At 69.1% G+C, this 15,052-nt stretch carries 18 protein-coding genes; 9 read left to right on the forward strand and 9 right to left on the reverse strand.

What is annotated here, in order from left to right; all coding sequences use genetic code 11:
- The first annotated feature begins 73 nt into the window (after window positions 1-73).
- Together F8O04_RS04150 and F8O04_RS04155 are read left to right on the forward strand one after the other, a co-directional pair.
- Window positions 74-364, forward strand: a complete 291-nt coding sequence (locus tag F8O04_RS04150; protein WP_158028054.1) for an acylphosphatase — start codon at window positions 74-76, stop codon at window positions 362-364.
- 9 nt (window positions 365-373) lie between these two features.
- Window positions 374-1,249, forward strand: a complete 876-nt coding sequence (locus tag F8O04_RS04155; RefSeq protein WP_158028055.1) for an alpha/beta fold hydrolase — start codon at window positions 374-376, stop codon at window positions 1,247-1,249.
- 42 nt (window positions 1,250-1,291) lie between these two features.
- Here the strand turns inward: F8O04_RS04155 and F8O04_RS04160 are convergent, their stop codons facing one another.
- Window positions 1,292-1,852, reverse strand: a complete 561-nt coding sequence (locus tag F8O04_RS04160) for a TetR/AcrR family transcriptional regulator (protein ID WP_158028056.1) — start codon at window positions 1,850-1,852, stop codon at window positions 1,292-1,294.
- A 90-nt stretch (window positions 1,853-1,942) separates the two neighbouring features.
- Between F8O04_RS04160 and F8O04_RS04165 the strand changes: the two genes are divergently transcribed.
- On the forward strand, window positions 1,943-2,395 hold the full coding sequence (locus F8O04_RS04165; protein ID WP_158028057.1) for a DUF1772 domain-containing protein: 453 nt from the start codon (window positions 1,943-1,945) through the stop codon (window positions 2,393-2,395).
- Window positions 2,396-2,458: 63 nt separating this feature from the next.
- Here the strand turns inward: F8O04_RS04165 and F8O04_RS04170 are convergent, their stop codons facing one another.
- The 6 genes from F8O04_RS04170 to F8O04_RS04195 all read right to left on the reverse strand — a co-directional run bounded on the left by F8O04_RS04170 (window position 2,459) and on the right by F8O04_RS04195 (window position 8,014).
- Entirely contained in the window at window positions 2,459-3,271 is an 813-nt protein-coding gene (locus tag F8O04_RS04170; RefSeq protein ID WP_158028058.1) for a nitroreductase family protein, read from the reverse strand.
- A complete protein-coding gene (locus tag F8O04_RS04175) occupies window positions 3,271-3,681 on the reverse strand; it encodes a hypothetical protein (protein ID WP_225734858.1) in 411 nt (136 codons plus the stop codon). Before F8O04_RS04175 ends, F8O04_RS04170 begins: the two co-directional genes overlap by 1 nt.
- Complete coding sequence (locus tag F8O04_RS04180; protein ID WP_225734859.1) at window positions 3,678-4,379, reverse strand: class I SAM-dependent methyltransferase; 702 nt, start codon at window positions 4,377-4,379, stop codon at window positions 3,678-3,680. The genes F8O04_RS04175 and F8O04_RS04180 overlap by 4 nt, the downstream gene beginning before the upstream one ends.
- Complete coding sequence (locus F8O04_RS04185) at window positions 4,376-5,581, reverse strand: type III polyketide synthase (protein WP_158028059.1); 1,206 nt, start codon at window positions 5,579-5,581, stop codon at window positions 4,376-4,378. Before F8O04_RS04185 ends, F8O04_RS04180 begins: the two co-directional genes overlap by 4 nt.
- A 163-nt stretch (window positions 5,582-5,744) precedes the next feature.
- A complete protein-coding gene (locus F8O04_RS04190) occupies window positions 5,745-6,794 on the reverse strand; it encodes a homocysteine S-methyltransferase family protein (RefSeq protein ID WP_158028060.1) in 1,050 nt (349 codons plus the stop codon).
- A gap of 194 nt (window positions 6,795-6,988) precedes the next feature.
- Window positions 6,989-8,014: a LacI family DNA-binding transcriptional regulator gene (locus F8O04_RS04195; RefSeq protein ID WP_225734860.1), complete on the reverse strand. Its 1,026-nt coding sequence runs from the start codon at window positions 8,012-8,014 to the stop codon at window positions 6,989-6,991.
- Window positions 8,015-8,209: 195 nt separating this feature from the next.
- Between F8O04_RS04195 and F8O04_RS04200 the strand changes: the two genes are divergently transcribed.
- From F8O04_RS04200 to F8O04_RS04225, 6 genes are all read left to right on the forward strand, one after another.
- Window positions 8,210-9,217, forward strand: a complete 1,008-nt coding sequence (locus F8O04_RS04200) for an asparaginase (RefSeq protein ID WP_158028062.1) — start codon at window positions 8,210-8,212, stop codon at window positions 9,215-9,217.
- Window positions 9,218-9,320: 103 nt separating this feature from the next.
- Window positions 9,321-10,202 carry a polysaccharide deacetylase family protein gene (locus F8O04_RS04205; protein WP_158028063.1) on the forward strand — a complete coding sequence of 294 codons (882 nt, stop codon included), beginning with the start codon at window positions 9,321-9,323 and terminating at the stop codon, window positions 10,200-10,202.
- Window positions 10,203-10,227: 25 nt separating this feature from the next.
- Window positions 10,228-11,577, forward strand: coding sequence for an MFS transporter (locus F8O04_RS04210; RefSeq protein WP_158028064.1), 1,350 nt, complete (start codon window positions 10,228-10,230; stop codon window positions 11,575-11,577).
- The gene (locus tag F8O04_RS04215; protein WP_158028065.1) at window positions 11,577-12,338 is read left to right on the forward strand and encodes an SDR family NAD(P)-dependent oxidoreductase; all 762 of its coding nucleotides are present in this window, start codon (window positions 11,577-11,579) and stop codon (window positions 12,336-12,338) included. Before F8O04_RS04210 ends, F8O04_RS04215 begins: the two co-directional genes overlap by 1 nt.
- 4 nt (window positions 12,339-12,342) lie before the next feature.
- Window positions 12,343-13,161 (forward strand): SDR family NAD(P)-dependent oxidoreductase, encoded by an 819-nt coding sequence (locus F8O04_RS04220; RefSeq protein WP_158028066.1) that lies wholly within the window; start codon window positions 12,343-12,345, stop codon window positions 13,159-13,161.
- 167 nt (window positions 13,162-13,328) lie between these two features.
- A complete protein-coding gene (locus tag F8O04_RS04225) occupies window positions 13,329-13,682 on the forward strand; it encodes a hypothetical protein (protein ID WP_188726281.1) in 354 nt (117 codons plus the stop codon).
- A gap of 74 nt (window positions 13,683-13,756) precedes the next feature.
- On the opposite strand, the gene F8O04_RS04230 is transcribed toward F8O04_RS04225, so the two are convergent.
- Window positions 13,757-14,191: a hypothetical protein gene (locus F8O04_RS04230; protein WP_158028068.1), complete on the reverse strand. Its 435-nt coding sequence runs from the start codon at window positions 14,189-14,191 to the stop codon at window positions 13,757-13,759.
- Window positions 14,192-14,346: 155 nt separating this feature from the next.
- On the reverse strand, window positions 14,347-14,988 hold the full coding sequence (locus F8O04_RS04235; protein ID WP_158028069.1) for a winged helix-turn-helix transcriptional regulator: 642 nt from the start codon (window positions 14,986-14,988) through the stop codon (window positions 14,347-14,349).
- Window positions 14,989-15,052: the final 64 nt, after the last annotated feature.

Raw genomic sequence — 15,052 nt, forward strand, 5'->3', positions numbered from 1 at the left:
TATTCCATATGGCCTTCCGTGGTTGTGGCGGTTGACGTGTCTGGACGCAGTGCCGAGCGCCTACACTGACCGCATGCTGGCTGAGGATGACGGCGTGCGCCGCGTCGAGGTCGTCGTGCACGGGGTCGTGCAGGGCGTCGGATTCCGATGGGCTGCGCGCGAGGCGGCCGCTCGGTTCGGTGTCTCCGGTACGGCCCGCAATCGCTCAGACGGCACGGTCGAGGTACAGGTGGAGGGGCAACGCCAGCAGGTGGACGCGATGCTCCAGTGGCTCGCACACGGGCCATCAACCTCGATGGTTGAGCGAGTCGATACGCGCGACGTGCCACCACGCGGTGAGTCCGGCTTTCACATCACGAGCTGAGACCCGGGCATGGAACGCGAACCTGGCAACGTGCACACGTCGCAGCTCGACCGGCGATTCGCCTGGCGCGGCCGATCCGTCGCGTGGACCTCCCGAGGTGACGGGCCACCGCTGGTCCTGCTACACGGGACGCCGTGGTCGCAGCAGTTGTGGGCCCCGGTCGCTGCCGTGCTCGCCGACCGCTTCACGGTGTACCAGTGGGACATGCCGGGCTACGGCGCCTCGTCGAAGGCGCCCGACGACGCCGTCGACCTCGGCGTGCAGGGTGAGCTCTTCGCCGAACTGCTCTCCGCCTGGGGGCTCGCGCGTCCGCACGTGATCGCTCACGACTACGGAGGCGCCGTCGCGCTGCGGGCCAGACTGCTGCACGGCGCCCGATTCGCGTCGCTCGCGCTCGTCGACGTGGTCGCGCTCGCGCCATGGGGTTCGCCGTTCTTCCAGCTCGTGCGGGAGAACAGCGCCGTGTTCGAGCAGCTGCCGCCGGCCATCCACCGGGCAACCGTCGAGGCCTACATCCGGGGCGCAAGCCACCGCGGTCTCGACGACGCCTCGTTGTCGATGCTCGTGCATCCATGGATCGAACCGGGCGGGCAGGCCGCGTTCTACCGGCAGATCGCGGCGGCCGATGAGCGGTTCACGAATGAGGTCGAGTCTGGCTACGCGAGCATCGACGAGCCGGTGCACCTCGTGTGGGGGGCTGAGGACACCTGGATCCCGGTTGACCGCGCCCACCGGCTGCGGGCGATGATTCCCGGGTCGACGCTGGCGGTGATCCCCGAGGCCGGGCACCTCATCCACCTCGACGCCCCGACGGGGCTCGCGGCGGAGCTCGTGCGTTGGACCGAGCGACACCGAGATGTACCCGCCGGTACACCGGTGTCGTGACGGGAGGACGATCCGTCGTGGAGGCCGGTGGCCTTGGCCACGCTACGGCGCGAAACGAGCGCTGAGCTCGGTGACGCGATCGGCTCGGTGCTCGGGACGCAGACGGCCGGCGCGTTCCAGCAGATGGATGCCGTGCAGGGCCGCCCAGAAGACCTCCGTGATCGTGCCGTCCCCCTGATCACCGATCGCTGCGGCGAGGGTCTCGAAGGCCGTGCGCAGTGCCGGCGGCGTGTCACCGCTGGCGAACCTCGCGTCGATCGCCTGCTGGAACATCGCCTCGTAAACCGCGGGATGCGCCTGCCCGAAGTCGAGATAGGCGGTCGCGACGGCCTCGATCGCGGGTCGCCCGCGGTTGCCTGCGACCGCGTCGCGGCACCGCCGGGTCAGGTCGTCGTACCCTTCCAGCGCAACCGCCAGCATGATCTCCGACTTGCCCGCGGGGAAGTGCGTGTACAGCACGGGCTGCGTGTAGCCGATGGCGTCGGCGAGGTGCCGCGTCGTCACCGCGACCCATCCATCGGCGTCGGCGCGTGCCCGGGCCGCGGCGAGGATGCGAGCGCGACGCGCCTCGCTACGTCGCCGTCGTGCCGTCGAATCGGTCATCGGCTTTCCCGCCCCCTTGCCCGAAGTGCAATGCTCACCTAGTCTAGCGGTGCTAGAAAGCTAGCGTTGCTAACTCGGAAGGCGGCCGCCATGCTGTCACTCCTCACCATCGCCACGACGACCGTCGTGGGGCTCATGGTCGGCGTCGAACTCGCTGTAGCGGTTGTCCTGAACCGCATCGTGTTGCGCCTGCCCGCGGGTGCGTCGATCGCCGCGCGGGCCGACAGCGCGCGGATGCTCGGCGGTGTCATGCCGTTCTGGTACGTCGGTTCGCTGCTGCTCACCGTGGCGCTCACGGCATTCACGTGGGGCACGGCGGCGGCCACCGGGGTAGTCCTTGCTGCCGCACTGCTGGCGATCAGCGTGGTGATGTCCGTCGTCTTCCTCGTCCCGATCAACAACCGCTCGGCCGCGTGGACGGCCGAGTCGCATCCCGCTGACTGGCGGGAGCAGTACCGGAAGTGGGATCGCCTGCACTACCTGCGGGTCGCAATCATCGTGGTGGCCTTCGTGTTGGTGGTGGCCGCCGTGACGGCGCAATAGCGTGCGCGGGCGCCGCGCACGCGCTGCCGTCGCCCGGTCACCCCGCCACGTTCGTCGGCGAGCTCACACGGGCTCGCCGGCCTCCGGATCGTCCCAGCCGCGCTGCGGCGTCGCGCAGGTGCCGCGGAACACGTATTGCGAGGGGAGCTTGCGCTCGCGGCTCGACCAGTCGATTGCGGGGCGCCGCTGCTCCGCCGGAAGATAACCGAGGCGGTAGACGGCCATGAGCTCGAGGTCGTCCGGGACCTCGAGCATCCGAATGATCTCATCCCACCGTCCCGGTACCTCCATGGGAAACGAGATGAACTGGATGCCCATGCCGAGTTCGACGGTGGTGAGCCAGATGTTCTCCATCGCGGCGCCCATGCTGAACAGCGAGTAGAACGCCGACAGCTCGCCCGGGCGGTACTCGGACCGGTCGAGCATCACGCCGAGCAGTAGCGGCGAGCCCGCGACGAGCTTGCGGTTCTGCTCGCCGAGGCTCTGCGGCACGCGGAGCGTGTTCATGAGCTTCTGGCCGCGAGACGTGAAGACCTGGCCTGTGAACGGCCGCAGCGGGCCGGGGAGACGGTCAAACAGCATCCCATCGCGTCGCCGCTCCATCTCGGCCCGGCTGAAACGGAAGTAGGGCTTGTACCGCTCGAAGAAGGTGCCGTTCGACATCGCCTCCGTCATGCTTTTGCCGCTGATCCCGGCGATCGCTTCGATGGTCTCGCGCTCCTCGATCAGCACGAAGCGCCACGGCTGACTGTTGAGCTGCGAGGGCGCACGGCTTGCAACCTCCATGAGCAGCCGTTGATGCTCCTCGGTCACCGGTTCGGGGAGGAATGCGCCATTGGTGGTTCGGCGTCGGCGCACCGCGTCGAGCAACTCCATCAGTACCTCCTCCATGCCAGTACCAGGGCGGCCGCGAACGCCGGCGCCGCGGCGCCGCCGACGAGCGCGTGTCGACGGAGCGATCCACCGACGAAGGGAAGCGCAGCGAGCGGCGCCGCGGACGGGGCGAGGGCGAAGGCGGCGGGGCGACGCGCGATCGCGCCGGCGGTGATCGCCAGCGCGGTGAGCGTTGCCGTCGCGACGAACAGCGCGTGGTGCACCCAACGAATGCGCCGGTTGTCGATCGCCCCGCTCGCGACGGCCGTGCCGAAGGCGACGTTGGCGGCGTAACCGACGGACGCGGCAGTGACGAGCGCGCGGGTCAGCGAACGGGGTCGCCGGTTGCGCCCAAGGCTGGTCCGACGCCGACGTGGCCGCCACTGCGTCGTCACCCCTGCGCGCCGCCTCACTCCGCTGCTCCCTCGTGCGTGAGCAGCAGGCGCTGCGGGAACATCGACTCGACCCGCCACCCCGGCGGCACGATCGCCCGCAGCTCATCTCGCCGGTAGCTGCGGCGGATCGACAGGAGACCGTCGTCGTGCGCGAACGACCGCCCGCGCAGCGGCAGCGTCGCGACGGCGAAGGCGGCGTAGCCGAGACGGGCCCGCGCGAGGTCATTGTGAATGCTCACTTCGCGCGCGAGGGTCGTGCTGTCCCGCAGGAGGTCGACGCGTTCGTCATCGTCGAGGTGGTGCAGCAGGTGGTTCGAAATCACCATGTCGTACCGCTCGCCGCGAGCGACGAGCTCGGCGCTGGTCGCGCGTTCGAACCTCACCCCGGCGTCAGGCAGTCCGCGCACGTAGCGAATGGCCCGCGGCTCCGGGTCGATCGCGGTGATGTCGAGGCCGAGCCCGTCCCGGGCTGCCCAGCGCGCGATGGCCCGGGGAATATCGCCGCCGCCGAAGCCGATGTCGAGCAGCGTCGCGCGGCGGCCGGAGCCGAGTCGCGGCCGAATCCGTGTCCGGTACACACGCCGCCATCCCGACACGAGCCGGTTGATGGCGGCGAACTGCCGGTACGTGCGTTCGAGCAGGACGCTGTCGCAGTCGGGGTCGTCCATGCGTTCGCGCGCTTCGGTGTCGCGCCGCGCGAGAGTGGCGCCCGTCACCGCATGACCCGTTTCGTGAAGAGCGCCGACTCGACCGTGAGGCCCGGGCCGAACGCCATCGCCGCGACGCGCTCGGGCGCCGGGTCGGCTCCGCCCCCGGTCTCGGCGTCGTCGCTGCGCAGGAGGCGCTCCAGGATGAACAGCACGGTCGCGCTCGACATATTGCCGTAGTCGCGCAGGACGTCGCGTGATGGCGCGAGCTGTTCGTCGCTGAGCCCGAGCGCGCGCTGCACCCGGTCGAGGATCGCCCGCCCGCCGGGGTGGACGGCCCACCGTTCGATGCCCGACCAGGCTGCCGCATCGCGTGCTCCCGTGCCCGCTTCGAGCAGGGGACGCAGCGCCTCGGCGATACGCGCCTCGAGGATGCGGGGCACGTAGCTCGAGAGCACCATCTCGAAACCCAGGTCGCCGATCGTCCAGGCCATGTCGGCCTCGCCGTCGTCGGTGAGCACGGTCTCGAGCGCATCCATCTCGAGCACCGTCGCACCGGCGGGCACCGGCCGTGCCGTGACGATCGCGGCGGCCGCGCCGTCGCCGAACACCGACGACGCGACGATGGCGTCGGGGTCGTCCGACGAGCGCAGGTGGAGGGAGCACAGCTCGGCGCAAACGACCAGTACGGTGGCGTCCGGCTCGGCGATGCAGGTGGAGCGGGCGGCACGCAGCGCCGGAAACGCGCCGTAGCAGCCCATGAAGCCGATGTGCAGCCGGCGGGTCGACGGGGCGAGGCCGAGGTCGCGCACGAGCACGTAATCGGGACCGGGTGCGAAGAAGCCCGTGCACGAGACAGTCACCACGTGAGTGATGTCGGCGCGGTCGAGCTCCGGCGCGGCGGCGAGCGCGCGCTCCGCCGCGTCGCGCAACAGCGGACGGATCGAGCGCTCGTACTCGGCGTTGCGGACGCCCGTCGACGGGGTGAGGATCGTGCCCGTCGTCGCGTCGTAGAACGTCGGCGGGGACGAGGTGTCCGCGTCGGCGCGACCGGCGAGCTCGCCGATCGGCGTGTAGCGCCGCTCGATCGCGGAGCTGTTGAACACCGACCGGATGAGTCGCCGGGCGAGCGGCGAGATGTCCGGCTGGTCGGCGAAGAGGTCGCGCACGGCGCCCTGCTCCAGGGCGGTGGGCGGCACGGCGGTTGCCACGGAGCGCACGCTCACGGCCGGCGAGGCCGTCGGCCGCGCTCCTTCGTTCGTGCTGCTCATGCCGGTGCATCCCTCGGAAGCTCGACGTTGGGGCGGGGCCGGTCGGGTGGCGACCCGCCTCGCCTCAACGTAGTCGACCGGTCGACGTGAGCTTCGGGGCGTCGCTCAGGATTCGTGGGCGCGGCGCCGGCGACGTCCGGCGGGTCGGCCGGCGCCGGGGCGCTCAGGCGGTCGCGCCGAGAGCGACGATGTTCTCGGGCAGCCGCTCGTTCGTGCCGTACATGAAGTGGTTTTCCATGCGTTCCGAGAATCGGCTCGCTTCGGTCGTCAGGCCGACCGCCTCGGCGACCTCACGAATGAGCATTGGGGATGCGCCGCAGCAGACTCCGAGATAGTTCACGCCGAGCGCGTGCGCTCGCTTCGCGAAGGCGGCGATCTCGTAACGGTTCGTCTGCAACGGGTCGAGCGCGGTCGGAAAGGCACGGCCGTGCGGCGCGTGCACCGTCGCGCCGTGGTCGTGCAAATTAAAGAACGTTGGCTCCTCGTCGGTGGTGCGGTATGGGATCGGCAGGGCGCCGACGTGACACGACACGGCCGCGCGGATCCTCTCGAGCCACGGGAGCATGGTCGCGGGTCCCCGGAAGCAATTCAGGCCCACAACATCCGCCCCGGCCTGTTCGAGGCGCTGCGCCGTCTCGACGATTCCTTCGCCCTCGGCGAGCTCGTTCGCCGCCATCGGCGCGAGTGTCAGCACGACGGGCAGGCCAGACGACTTCGCGACCTCGAGCGCCGTGAGGGCCTCGCCCGCGAAATAAAACGTCTCGCCGATGATGAGGTCGGCACCCTCCTCGACGGCCCAGCCGACCATCTCCTCAAACATGCCGCGCACCTCGCGCTGCTTGGTGGCGTCGGTCGGCTCCCAAACGTTCGTGTTCGAGATGTTGCCGGCGACGAGATTGCCGCGCACGCGGTCGGCGACCTCGCGGGCGATGCGCAGCGCCGCGCGATTGAGCGGTTCGAGCAAATCCTCTTTCCCGATCACGCGCATCTTCTCGCGGTGGCCGTTGTACGTGAAGGCCTCGACGACGTCGGAGCCGGCGCGCTGGAAATCGAGATGGAGCTGGCGAAGTGCGTCCGGGTGCTCGAGGGCGACCTCGGGCACGAACTCGCCCGCGGCGAGATAGCCGCGGCGCTCGAGTTCGAACAGGAAACCCTCAGCGCAGATAACAGGCCCTGCGTCGAGTCGTTCGGTGAGTGGAAGTGTGCTTGACATTAGCGATCCCTTGCGTCTACGGATGCGCTGAGCTTACGAACGCGCGCGGGCGCGCAACAGGGCACGGTTCATCTGCCGTCATATGACGCGGTGCGATGATTCACCGGCCGCGCGTCCGAGCGGTGACGTCGATGGCGGGCGTGCTCGCGCGCGAATGGCGCGCGGTGCGCGGCGCGGCCCGCCACCGCGGGGACTCAGCGAACCGTGGTCGACGCGCGGACCAGGAGCTCGGGCGGCAGCGTCGTCGCCTCCTGTGCCTCGCCGGCGATGAGCTTCGTGAGTCGCAGCAGCGCCTCGCGCCCCATTTCGTGCATCGGCGAGCGGATCGTCGTGAGTGGGATACCGACCGACTCGGCGAGCGGCGTGTCGTTGTAGCCGACGAGCGCCACGTCCTCCGGCACGGAGTACCCCGCAGAGATAAGCACGCCGAGCCCGCCAATGGCGGCGAAGTCGTTGGTCGCGAAGACCGCGTTTGGCGTGATCCCGGCCGCGAGTGCCTCGACGGTCGCCTCGCGGCCGGCCGCCGCGTCGAAGCCGCGGAAGATGATGCGATCCTGCGGCACGTCGATGCCCGCCTCTCGGAACCGATCGACGAGCCCCTGGGTGCGGTCGCGCGCCGTCGACGCGAAGGCGAGCCCCGCGAGGATCAGCACGTCGGTGCGCCCGATCTCGATGAGGTGCTGGCCGACGAGCCGGCCGCCCTCGTAGTCGTCGCAGGTCACGCTCACGAAGGGCGGCTTGCGGCGCGACGTGAGCACGAATGGCACGCCGTCCTCGGCGAGCTCCTCGAGGAACGGGTCGTCGAGGTGCGCGTCGCCGAAGATGATGCCATCGACGCGGCGGTCGAGCATCTGTTGCGTGCGCGTGCGCTGCTTGGCAACATCATCGAGCGAGTTCGTGACGAAGGTCGAGATGCCCTGTTCGGTGGCGGCCTCGTCGATGCCCTCGTAGATCGTCGCGAGCACGTAGTCCTGCAGACGCGGCACGATGACGCCGATCTGGTTGGACCTCGCCGTGCGCAGGCTCGCGGCGTGCGGGTTGCGGCGATAGCCGTGCAGCTCAGCGATTTCGCGGATCAGCGCGACCTTGCCCGGCGATGCCCATTGAAGGCTCTCGTCGCCGTCGGACGAGAGAACGCGCGACACCGTCGTCACGCTGACCTCAGCCAGTTGGGCGATGCCGCGCTGGGTGATGGGCCGGCGGCTTGATGGTGTTGTCACGGAGCTCCTCGAAGAACGCGCCCATTGTGTCGCATCACGGCGTCGCGCACCCGCCAGCGGGACCTGGCGCTGACGGGTGGACATAACCGGACGGGTACACAATCGATTGCGTTTAACGATTGCGTTAATCGATTGTGTTCTGCAAGAGTGTCCGCAACCTCCCGATGGAGGCCGGTTCAAGGCAAAGGATCAGCAATGGCGCATCTCGTACTGCTCGGGACGGGAGGCACGATCGCCTCGCGTCGAACCGAGTCGGGCGATTCGCGGGCGGGCGACTCGTCGGCGGCCCTCCTCGCGACCGTGGATGGGGCGGCGAGCGACGTGACGATCGAGGGACGCGACGTGCTGAGCGTGAACTCGTTCAACCTCGGGTTCGGCGACCTACGGGCCATCGCGGATGCGGTGGCCGAGTCGCTCGCGCGCGATGACGTCGACGGCGTCGTGGTGACCCACGGTACTGACACGCTCGAAGAGACGGCCGCCTTTCTTGACGCCGTGCATGACGACGAGCGCCCCGTCGTGCTCACGGGCGCGCAGCGTGGCGCTGACGTGCCCGACACCGACGGGCCGCGCAACCTCCGCGACGCCTTCGCGGTCGCGGCCGACCCCTCGAGTCGCGGGCGCGGCGTGCTCGCCGTGTTCGCCGGGGAGATCTTCGCCGCCACTGGCCTGCGCAAGGCAGACACGGTCGCGCCGCAGCCGTTCGCGAGCATCACCGGCGGATGCATCGGTCGCGTCCTCGAGCGTCCGACGTATTTCTCGACGCCGCAGCGCGCCGAACCGGTCGAGCGCCCGGGCGAGTCCATTGATGACCTTCGCGTCGACGTCGTCACCGCTTACCCGGGCGCCGACGGCGCCCTGCTCGACGCGGCGGTCGCGGCCGGTGCGCGCGGCGCCGTCGTGCTCGGCACGGGCGCCGGGAACCCGGGGGCTGCGCTGACTGCCGCGATCGAGCGGGCCGTGGCCGCCGACGTCGTCGTGCTGCTCGGAAGCCGCACCGGGTCGGGGCCGTCGCTGCCGATATACGGCGGCGGTGGAGCGGCCGACGCCGTCGCGGCCGGCGCGCTCACGCTCGGCGAGATTCCCGCGACGCAGGCGCGCGTGCTGCTCGCCCTCGCGCTTGCCGGCCCTGGCGGTGGCGACGCCCACGCCGTCGGCGCCCGCCTGCGCGAGCGAGGGCTCATCACCTCGCCGCCCGCCTGACCCAAGGAGACGCAGTCCCGAGAATCCGCGAACCGACGTCCCGCAATCCACGAACTCTTCTCCTCGCAATGAAGCACCACCAATACCGAAAGGGAGCACCATCATGGTCAAGGAAATCTATGTAGCGTTCGGCGTCGATGTCGACGCCGTCGGCGGCTGGCTCGGCTCGTACGGCGGGGAGGACTCGCCCGGCGACATCTCGCGAGGCATCTTCTCTGGCGAGGTCGGCGTTCCGCGGTTGAACACGCTCTTCGAGCGCTACGACTTGCCAAGCACCTGGTTCTGGCCCGGCCACTCGATTGAAACGTTCCCCGAGCAGTTCGAGCGGGTCATCGCATCCGGTCACGAGATCGGGGTGCACGGCTACAGCCACGAGAACCCCATCGCGATGACGCGTGAGCAGGAGAGCGAGATCCTCACGACCTGCATCGACCTCATCGAGTCGCGGTCGGGCAAGCGTCCGACCGGCTACGTGGCCCCGTGGTGGGAGTTCTCTCCCGTCACGAACGAGCTGCTCATCGAGCAGGGCATCAAGTACGACCACTCGCTCATGCACCGCGACTTCGAGCCGTACTACGTCCGCGTCGGCGACACGTGGGACAAGATCGACTACGACAAGCCCGCGAGCACGTGGATGAAGCCGCTCGTGCGCGGCGAGGAGACCGACCTCGTCGAAATTCCCGCGAACTGGTACCTCGACGACCTTCCGCCGATGATGTTCATCAAGTCGAGCCCGAACAGCCACGGCTTCGTCAGCCCACGCGACATCGAGACCCTCTGGCGCGACCAGTTCGACTGGGTGTACCGCGAGAACGACTACGCGGTCTTCACTATGACGATCCATCCGGATGTCTCAGGCCGCCCTCAGGTCCTGCTCATGCTCGAGCGCCTCATCGAGCACATCAACTCACATGACGGCGTGACGTGGAGCACGTTCGACGGCATCGCCTCCGACTTCCTGACGCGCTCGCCGCGCGTGTCGTAAACGGTTTCTCTCAAAGGAATCCCTCATGCCCAACGACACTCCTGCCCTGCGCAAAGTCGGGGTCAAAGAGACCCGCCGCGCTACCGGTATCGCCTTTTTCGCGTGGACGATCGCCGTCTACGACTTCATCCTTTTCGGCACGCTGCTGCCCCGCATCGAGGAAGGCTTCGGCTGGGAGCCGAGCTTCGCCCTGCTCGTGTCGACCTTCGTCAGCATCGGCACGTTCGTCGTCGTCATCCTCGTCGGCCCTCTCGTCGACCGCGTTGGCCGACGCAAGGGCATGGTCATCTCGGTCGGCGGCACCGCCGCGTCGTCCGCCGCGACGGCCGCTTCCCAGGGTGCAGCCTCACTGATCGGCGTACGCGCGATCAGCGGGCTCGGGCTCGCCGAGCAGTCGGTCAACGCGACCTACCTCAACGAGCTCTACGCGCTCACGGAAGACAAGAAGATCAAGCGCAACCAGGGCTTCGTCTACTCGATGGTGCAGACGGGGTGGCCGATCGGCGCGCTCCTCGCCGCAGGATTCGTGGCGATCATGACGGCATTCTTCGGCGCCGAGAACTGGCGCATCGTCTTCCTTGTCGCCACCGTACCAGCGGCCATCGTCGCGTTCGTGTGCCTCCTCCTCAAGGAGAGCCCGCAGTTCGTCGCTATGCGGCACATCAAGAAGCTCACCGCCGCTGGTGACGACCGCGGCGCGCAGGAGTTTGCCAAGGCCGTCGGCCTCGAGGTGCAGAAGCACACGCCGTTCGCCCGCATCTTCCAGGGCAAGCACCTGCGCAGCACGATCGTGCTGTCGCTCGCGTGGATCTTCAACTGGTTCGGCATCCAGACGTTCTCGGTGCTCGGAACGACCGTGCTCGAGAGCGGCAAGGGCTTCGACGCGTCGAACGCGCTCATCATGATCGTGCTCTCGAACGTCGTCGGAGCTCTCGGCTACCTCACGCACGGGTGGCTCGGCGACAAGTTCGGGCGCCGCAACGTCATCGTCGGCGGCTGGCTGCTCGGCGGCGTCATGTTCTCGGCCATGCTGCTCGGCCCGGCGAACCCGGCGTTCGTGCTCGTCACGTACATGCTCGGCCTGTTCTTCCTGCTCGGCCCTTACGCGGCGATCATGTTCTTCCAGGCGGAGTGCTTCGACGCCGACTGCCGCGCGACCGGCTCGACCTTCATCGGGTCGATGAGCCAGCCGGGCGCGGTCATCGCCGGGTTTATTCTGACCGGCCTCACGGCCGCCGCGGTTCCGTTCTCGATGGCAGCGTTCTTCGTCGGCGCCCTCGGCACCTTCCTCTCCGGGCTGATCATGCTGTTCGCCAAGCGGGTCGCTCCGGTGCCCGTCGAAGAGACCCCCGCGGTCGAAGGGGCGGCGAGCTGATGGCTGCGCCTGTCTCCATCATCAGCGGCGCCGCGAGCGGCATCGGCCGGGCGACCGCCGCGCGGCTCGCAGCCGACGGTCACCGCGTAGCTATCGGCCGATTCCCCGGGGATCCACACGACGCGTCTGAGACGCTCCGCGCCGTCGAGGCGGCCGGTGGCGAGGGACTCGTGGTCGACCTCGATGTCGCCAGCACGGCTTCCACTGACGCGTTCGCGCAGGCCGCGCTCGACACCTACGGGCGCATTGACCACGTCATCGCGAACGCGGGCATCCTCCGGCGTGCACCGTTCGAGTCGATGACCGATGAGGCCTGGGATGGCATGCTGCAAGTCGATCTGCACGGCGTCATGCGCCTCGCGCGCGCGGCCGTGCCGCACCTCGGCGACGGTGGGTCAATCGTGGCGATCTCATCGATCGCGGGCGGCGTGTACGGCTGGGAGGAGCATGCGCACTACGCGACGGCCAAGGCCGGCGTGCTCGGGCTCGTGCGGAGCCTCGCGGTCGAGCTCGCGGAGCGCGGCGTCCGGGCGAATGCGATCATTCCGGGGCTCATCGAGTCGCCACAGTCGCTCGACGCCGCGAACTCGCTCGGGCCCGACGGGCTCCGGGCGGCGGGGGACTACATCCCTTGGGGCCGGGTCGGTCGCGTCGACGAGATCGCGAGCGTTGTCTCGTTCCTCGTGTCGGCCGACGCGGGGTACGTGAGCGGCCAATCGATCACGGTTGACGGCGCACTGACAATCGCGATGAGGAGTTGACAGTATGTCGTTGACGATTCAGTATGCATCCGGCGAACTGCTCGTCGGGAGGACGGCGCTCGTGACCGGCGGGGCGAGCGGCATCGGCCTCGCGACGGCGAAGCACCTGGCCGCGGCGGGGGCCAGGGTCGCGATCGCTGACCGCAGCCCGAGCGTGACCTCGCTTGTCGGGGAGATCGCGGCCGCCGCGCCGTGCGGCGCCGGGGGCTCCGGTGGCGCGGGCGAAGACGTGGCGGATGCGCCGATCGCCCTGACGTTCGACGCCGCGGATGAGAACAGTATCGTCGCGCTGGTCCGCGACGCCGAGCGGATGCTCGGTCGCATTGACATCCTTGTGACGTCCCACGGCATCCTGACCGAATCACCGCTCGAAGACATGTCGCGGCCGCAGTGGGACGAGACCCTCTCGATCGACCTGACGAGCGTGTTCCTGCTGTGCCGCGAGGTGCTGCCGGGGATGCGAAGCCGGGGGAGCGGCCGGATCGTGAATGTCGCCTCGCAGCTGGGGCAGAAGGGCGGCTCGGGCATGGCGCACTACGCGGCGGCCAAGGCCGGCGTCATCGCCATGACAAAGTCGCTCGCGTTAGAGGTATCGCGGGACGGCGTGCTCGCCAACTGCGTCGCGCCCGGTCCGATCGACACGCCGCTGGTCGAGGGCATCAGCCAGGACTGGAAGGTCATGAAGCGCGCCGAGCTGCCCCTCGGTCGCTTCGGGACGGTCGACGAGGTCGCCCCGACGATCGTCATGCTCGCGTCAACCCCCTTCGGGGACCTGTACATCGGTCAGACCCTTGGTCCGAACAGCGGCGACGTGATGCTCTGATGTGCGGTGCATGCGGGTCAGCACGGACGGCGTGGGCCGATCCCGTGCTGACCCGCGCGCATGCTCGTCTCGTCGTTGCCCGTCTCGCTTCGACACTGAGCCGCTTCCTCTCGGTGAAGGCAACCGCATCCGGTTGGGCGGTGACGCGAGGTGTCGGCGTTACGACCGTGTGCCAAACGAGTGACGAGCTCGCGGCGGCGCTGCTGCCGTTCACCGAGTCAGCGGCGTTCGTGTCGCAAGGGCGCACGAGCAATGCGTGGAGCGACGTTCACCTCATCCCGGCGTTGCTTGCAGAGCGGCCGCACCGGCCCCTTGAGGTTTCGCGCCACGAGGTGCCGAACGGTCTCGTCGAGCCGATTCGGGGCGGAACGGTGACTGACCTCGACGTCATTGCGAGCGATGTCACGGTTCATCACCTCTTGGCGAGGTGCCTCCTGCACGCTGCCGGTGCGCCGACGCCGCCCGCCGTCTTCGTCGACGATGAGGGTTTGTGGAGTCTTCGGCCGCGTGGGCCTGCCTGAGGCACAGGGCATCCCGTGGTGCGAGATGAACCGGCGGCGTATGCGTCGCGGTCGCAATGGCGGTGGCGCGGCCGTCAGTTCGCGGCACGGTGCACGAGCTCGCGCAGCCGCGACTCGACCTGCTCGGTCATCCGGATCACGGCGAAGGACGTGGCCCACATGTCGCCGTCGTCGAGCGTTGCGGCTTCGTCGAAGCCGATCGTGCCGTAGCGCGTACTGAACTTCGAGGCGGGCTGGTAGAAGACGACGACCTTGTCGTCGCGCGCATAGGACGGGAAGCCATACCAGGTCTTGGCGTTGAGGTCGGGCGCCACCTCCGACACGACGACGTGCAGGCGCTCGGCGATCTCGCGGTCGATGCCCTCGAGCTCATCGATCGCCGCGAGGCAGGCCTCGTACTCCTTCGCGCGCTTCGCCGCACCCTTGACCCCCTTCATCGCCCGCAGTTCGGCGGCGCGCTGCGCCATCGCGGCGCGCTCCTCGTCGGTGAACCCGGTCTTCGTGCTCATGCGTCGCGCCCTTCGAGAATCCTGATGCTCGTGGCCGTCGGTGTGCGGCCGCGTTCCTCAACAGTAGGGAGCCCGTGTCGGCCCGGCTTCTCGATTCCTGATCGATTCCGCGCCGTGCCGACGGCGCCATCGGAGTGGCCGTCCGATCGCCGCGGTCAGGCTGCCGGCACCACGCGCTCCAGCGCAGCGCGGTCGCCGGTCACGGTGATCCCCTCGTCGGCGGCGCCTGCGACGGTGACCTCACCGCAGATCAGACGTGTGAGGGGCCTCCCCGGCCCCGTGACAACCGTGTCGGGAATCGCGTCGTAGTCGCACGGTCCGACGTGTACCTCACCGGCGTCCACGATGACGTCGAAGCCGTCGGCGAGGTCGCCGAATCGCACGACGACGCGTGGCTCCTGGGGCCGCGAGTCGCGCAGCGTGGTCGCGGCCGGAAGGCTCAGCCAGTGCATCTGAAACGCCGAGCCCGCGGGCATGGCGGCAACCGTGGGCGCACCCCAGGCGAGCAGCTCGCGCACGACGCGGTCGAGCTCCAGTCCTCGCGGCGTCAGGCGGTACACCGTCACCCCGCCCGCTCCACGCGCTGCCTCGCGCACCACGACGTCGTGCGCCTCGAGCTCGCGCAACCGCTTCGTGAGCAGATTCGGCGCGACGCCGGGCAGGCCGGCCTGCAGCTCGGTGAACCGGGCCTGTCGCCGGATCAGCAATTCGCGCACGACGAGCAGGGCCCATCGATCACCGATCACATCGAGCGCCCCGGCCACACCGCACACCTGTCGATAACTTTTCACACGCATCCACTTGACAATAACTAGTTACTGCTTGAGATTTGATAGTACGACGCCGACGACGGGAGCCCCG

The organism is Pseudoclavibacter endophyticus (assembly GCF_008831085.1).
Lineage (GTDB): Bacteria > Actinomycetota > Actinomycetes > Actinomycetales > Microbacteriaceae > Pseudoclavibacter > Pseudoclavibacter endophyticus.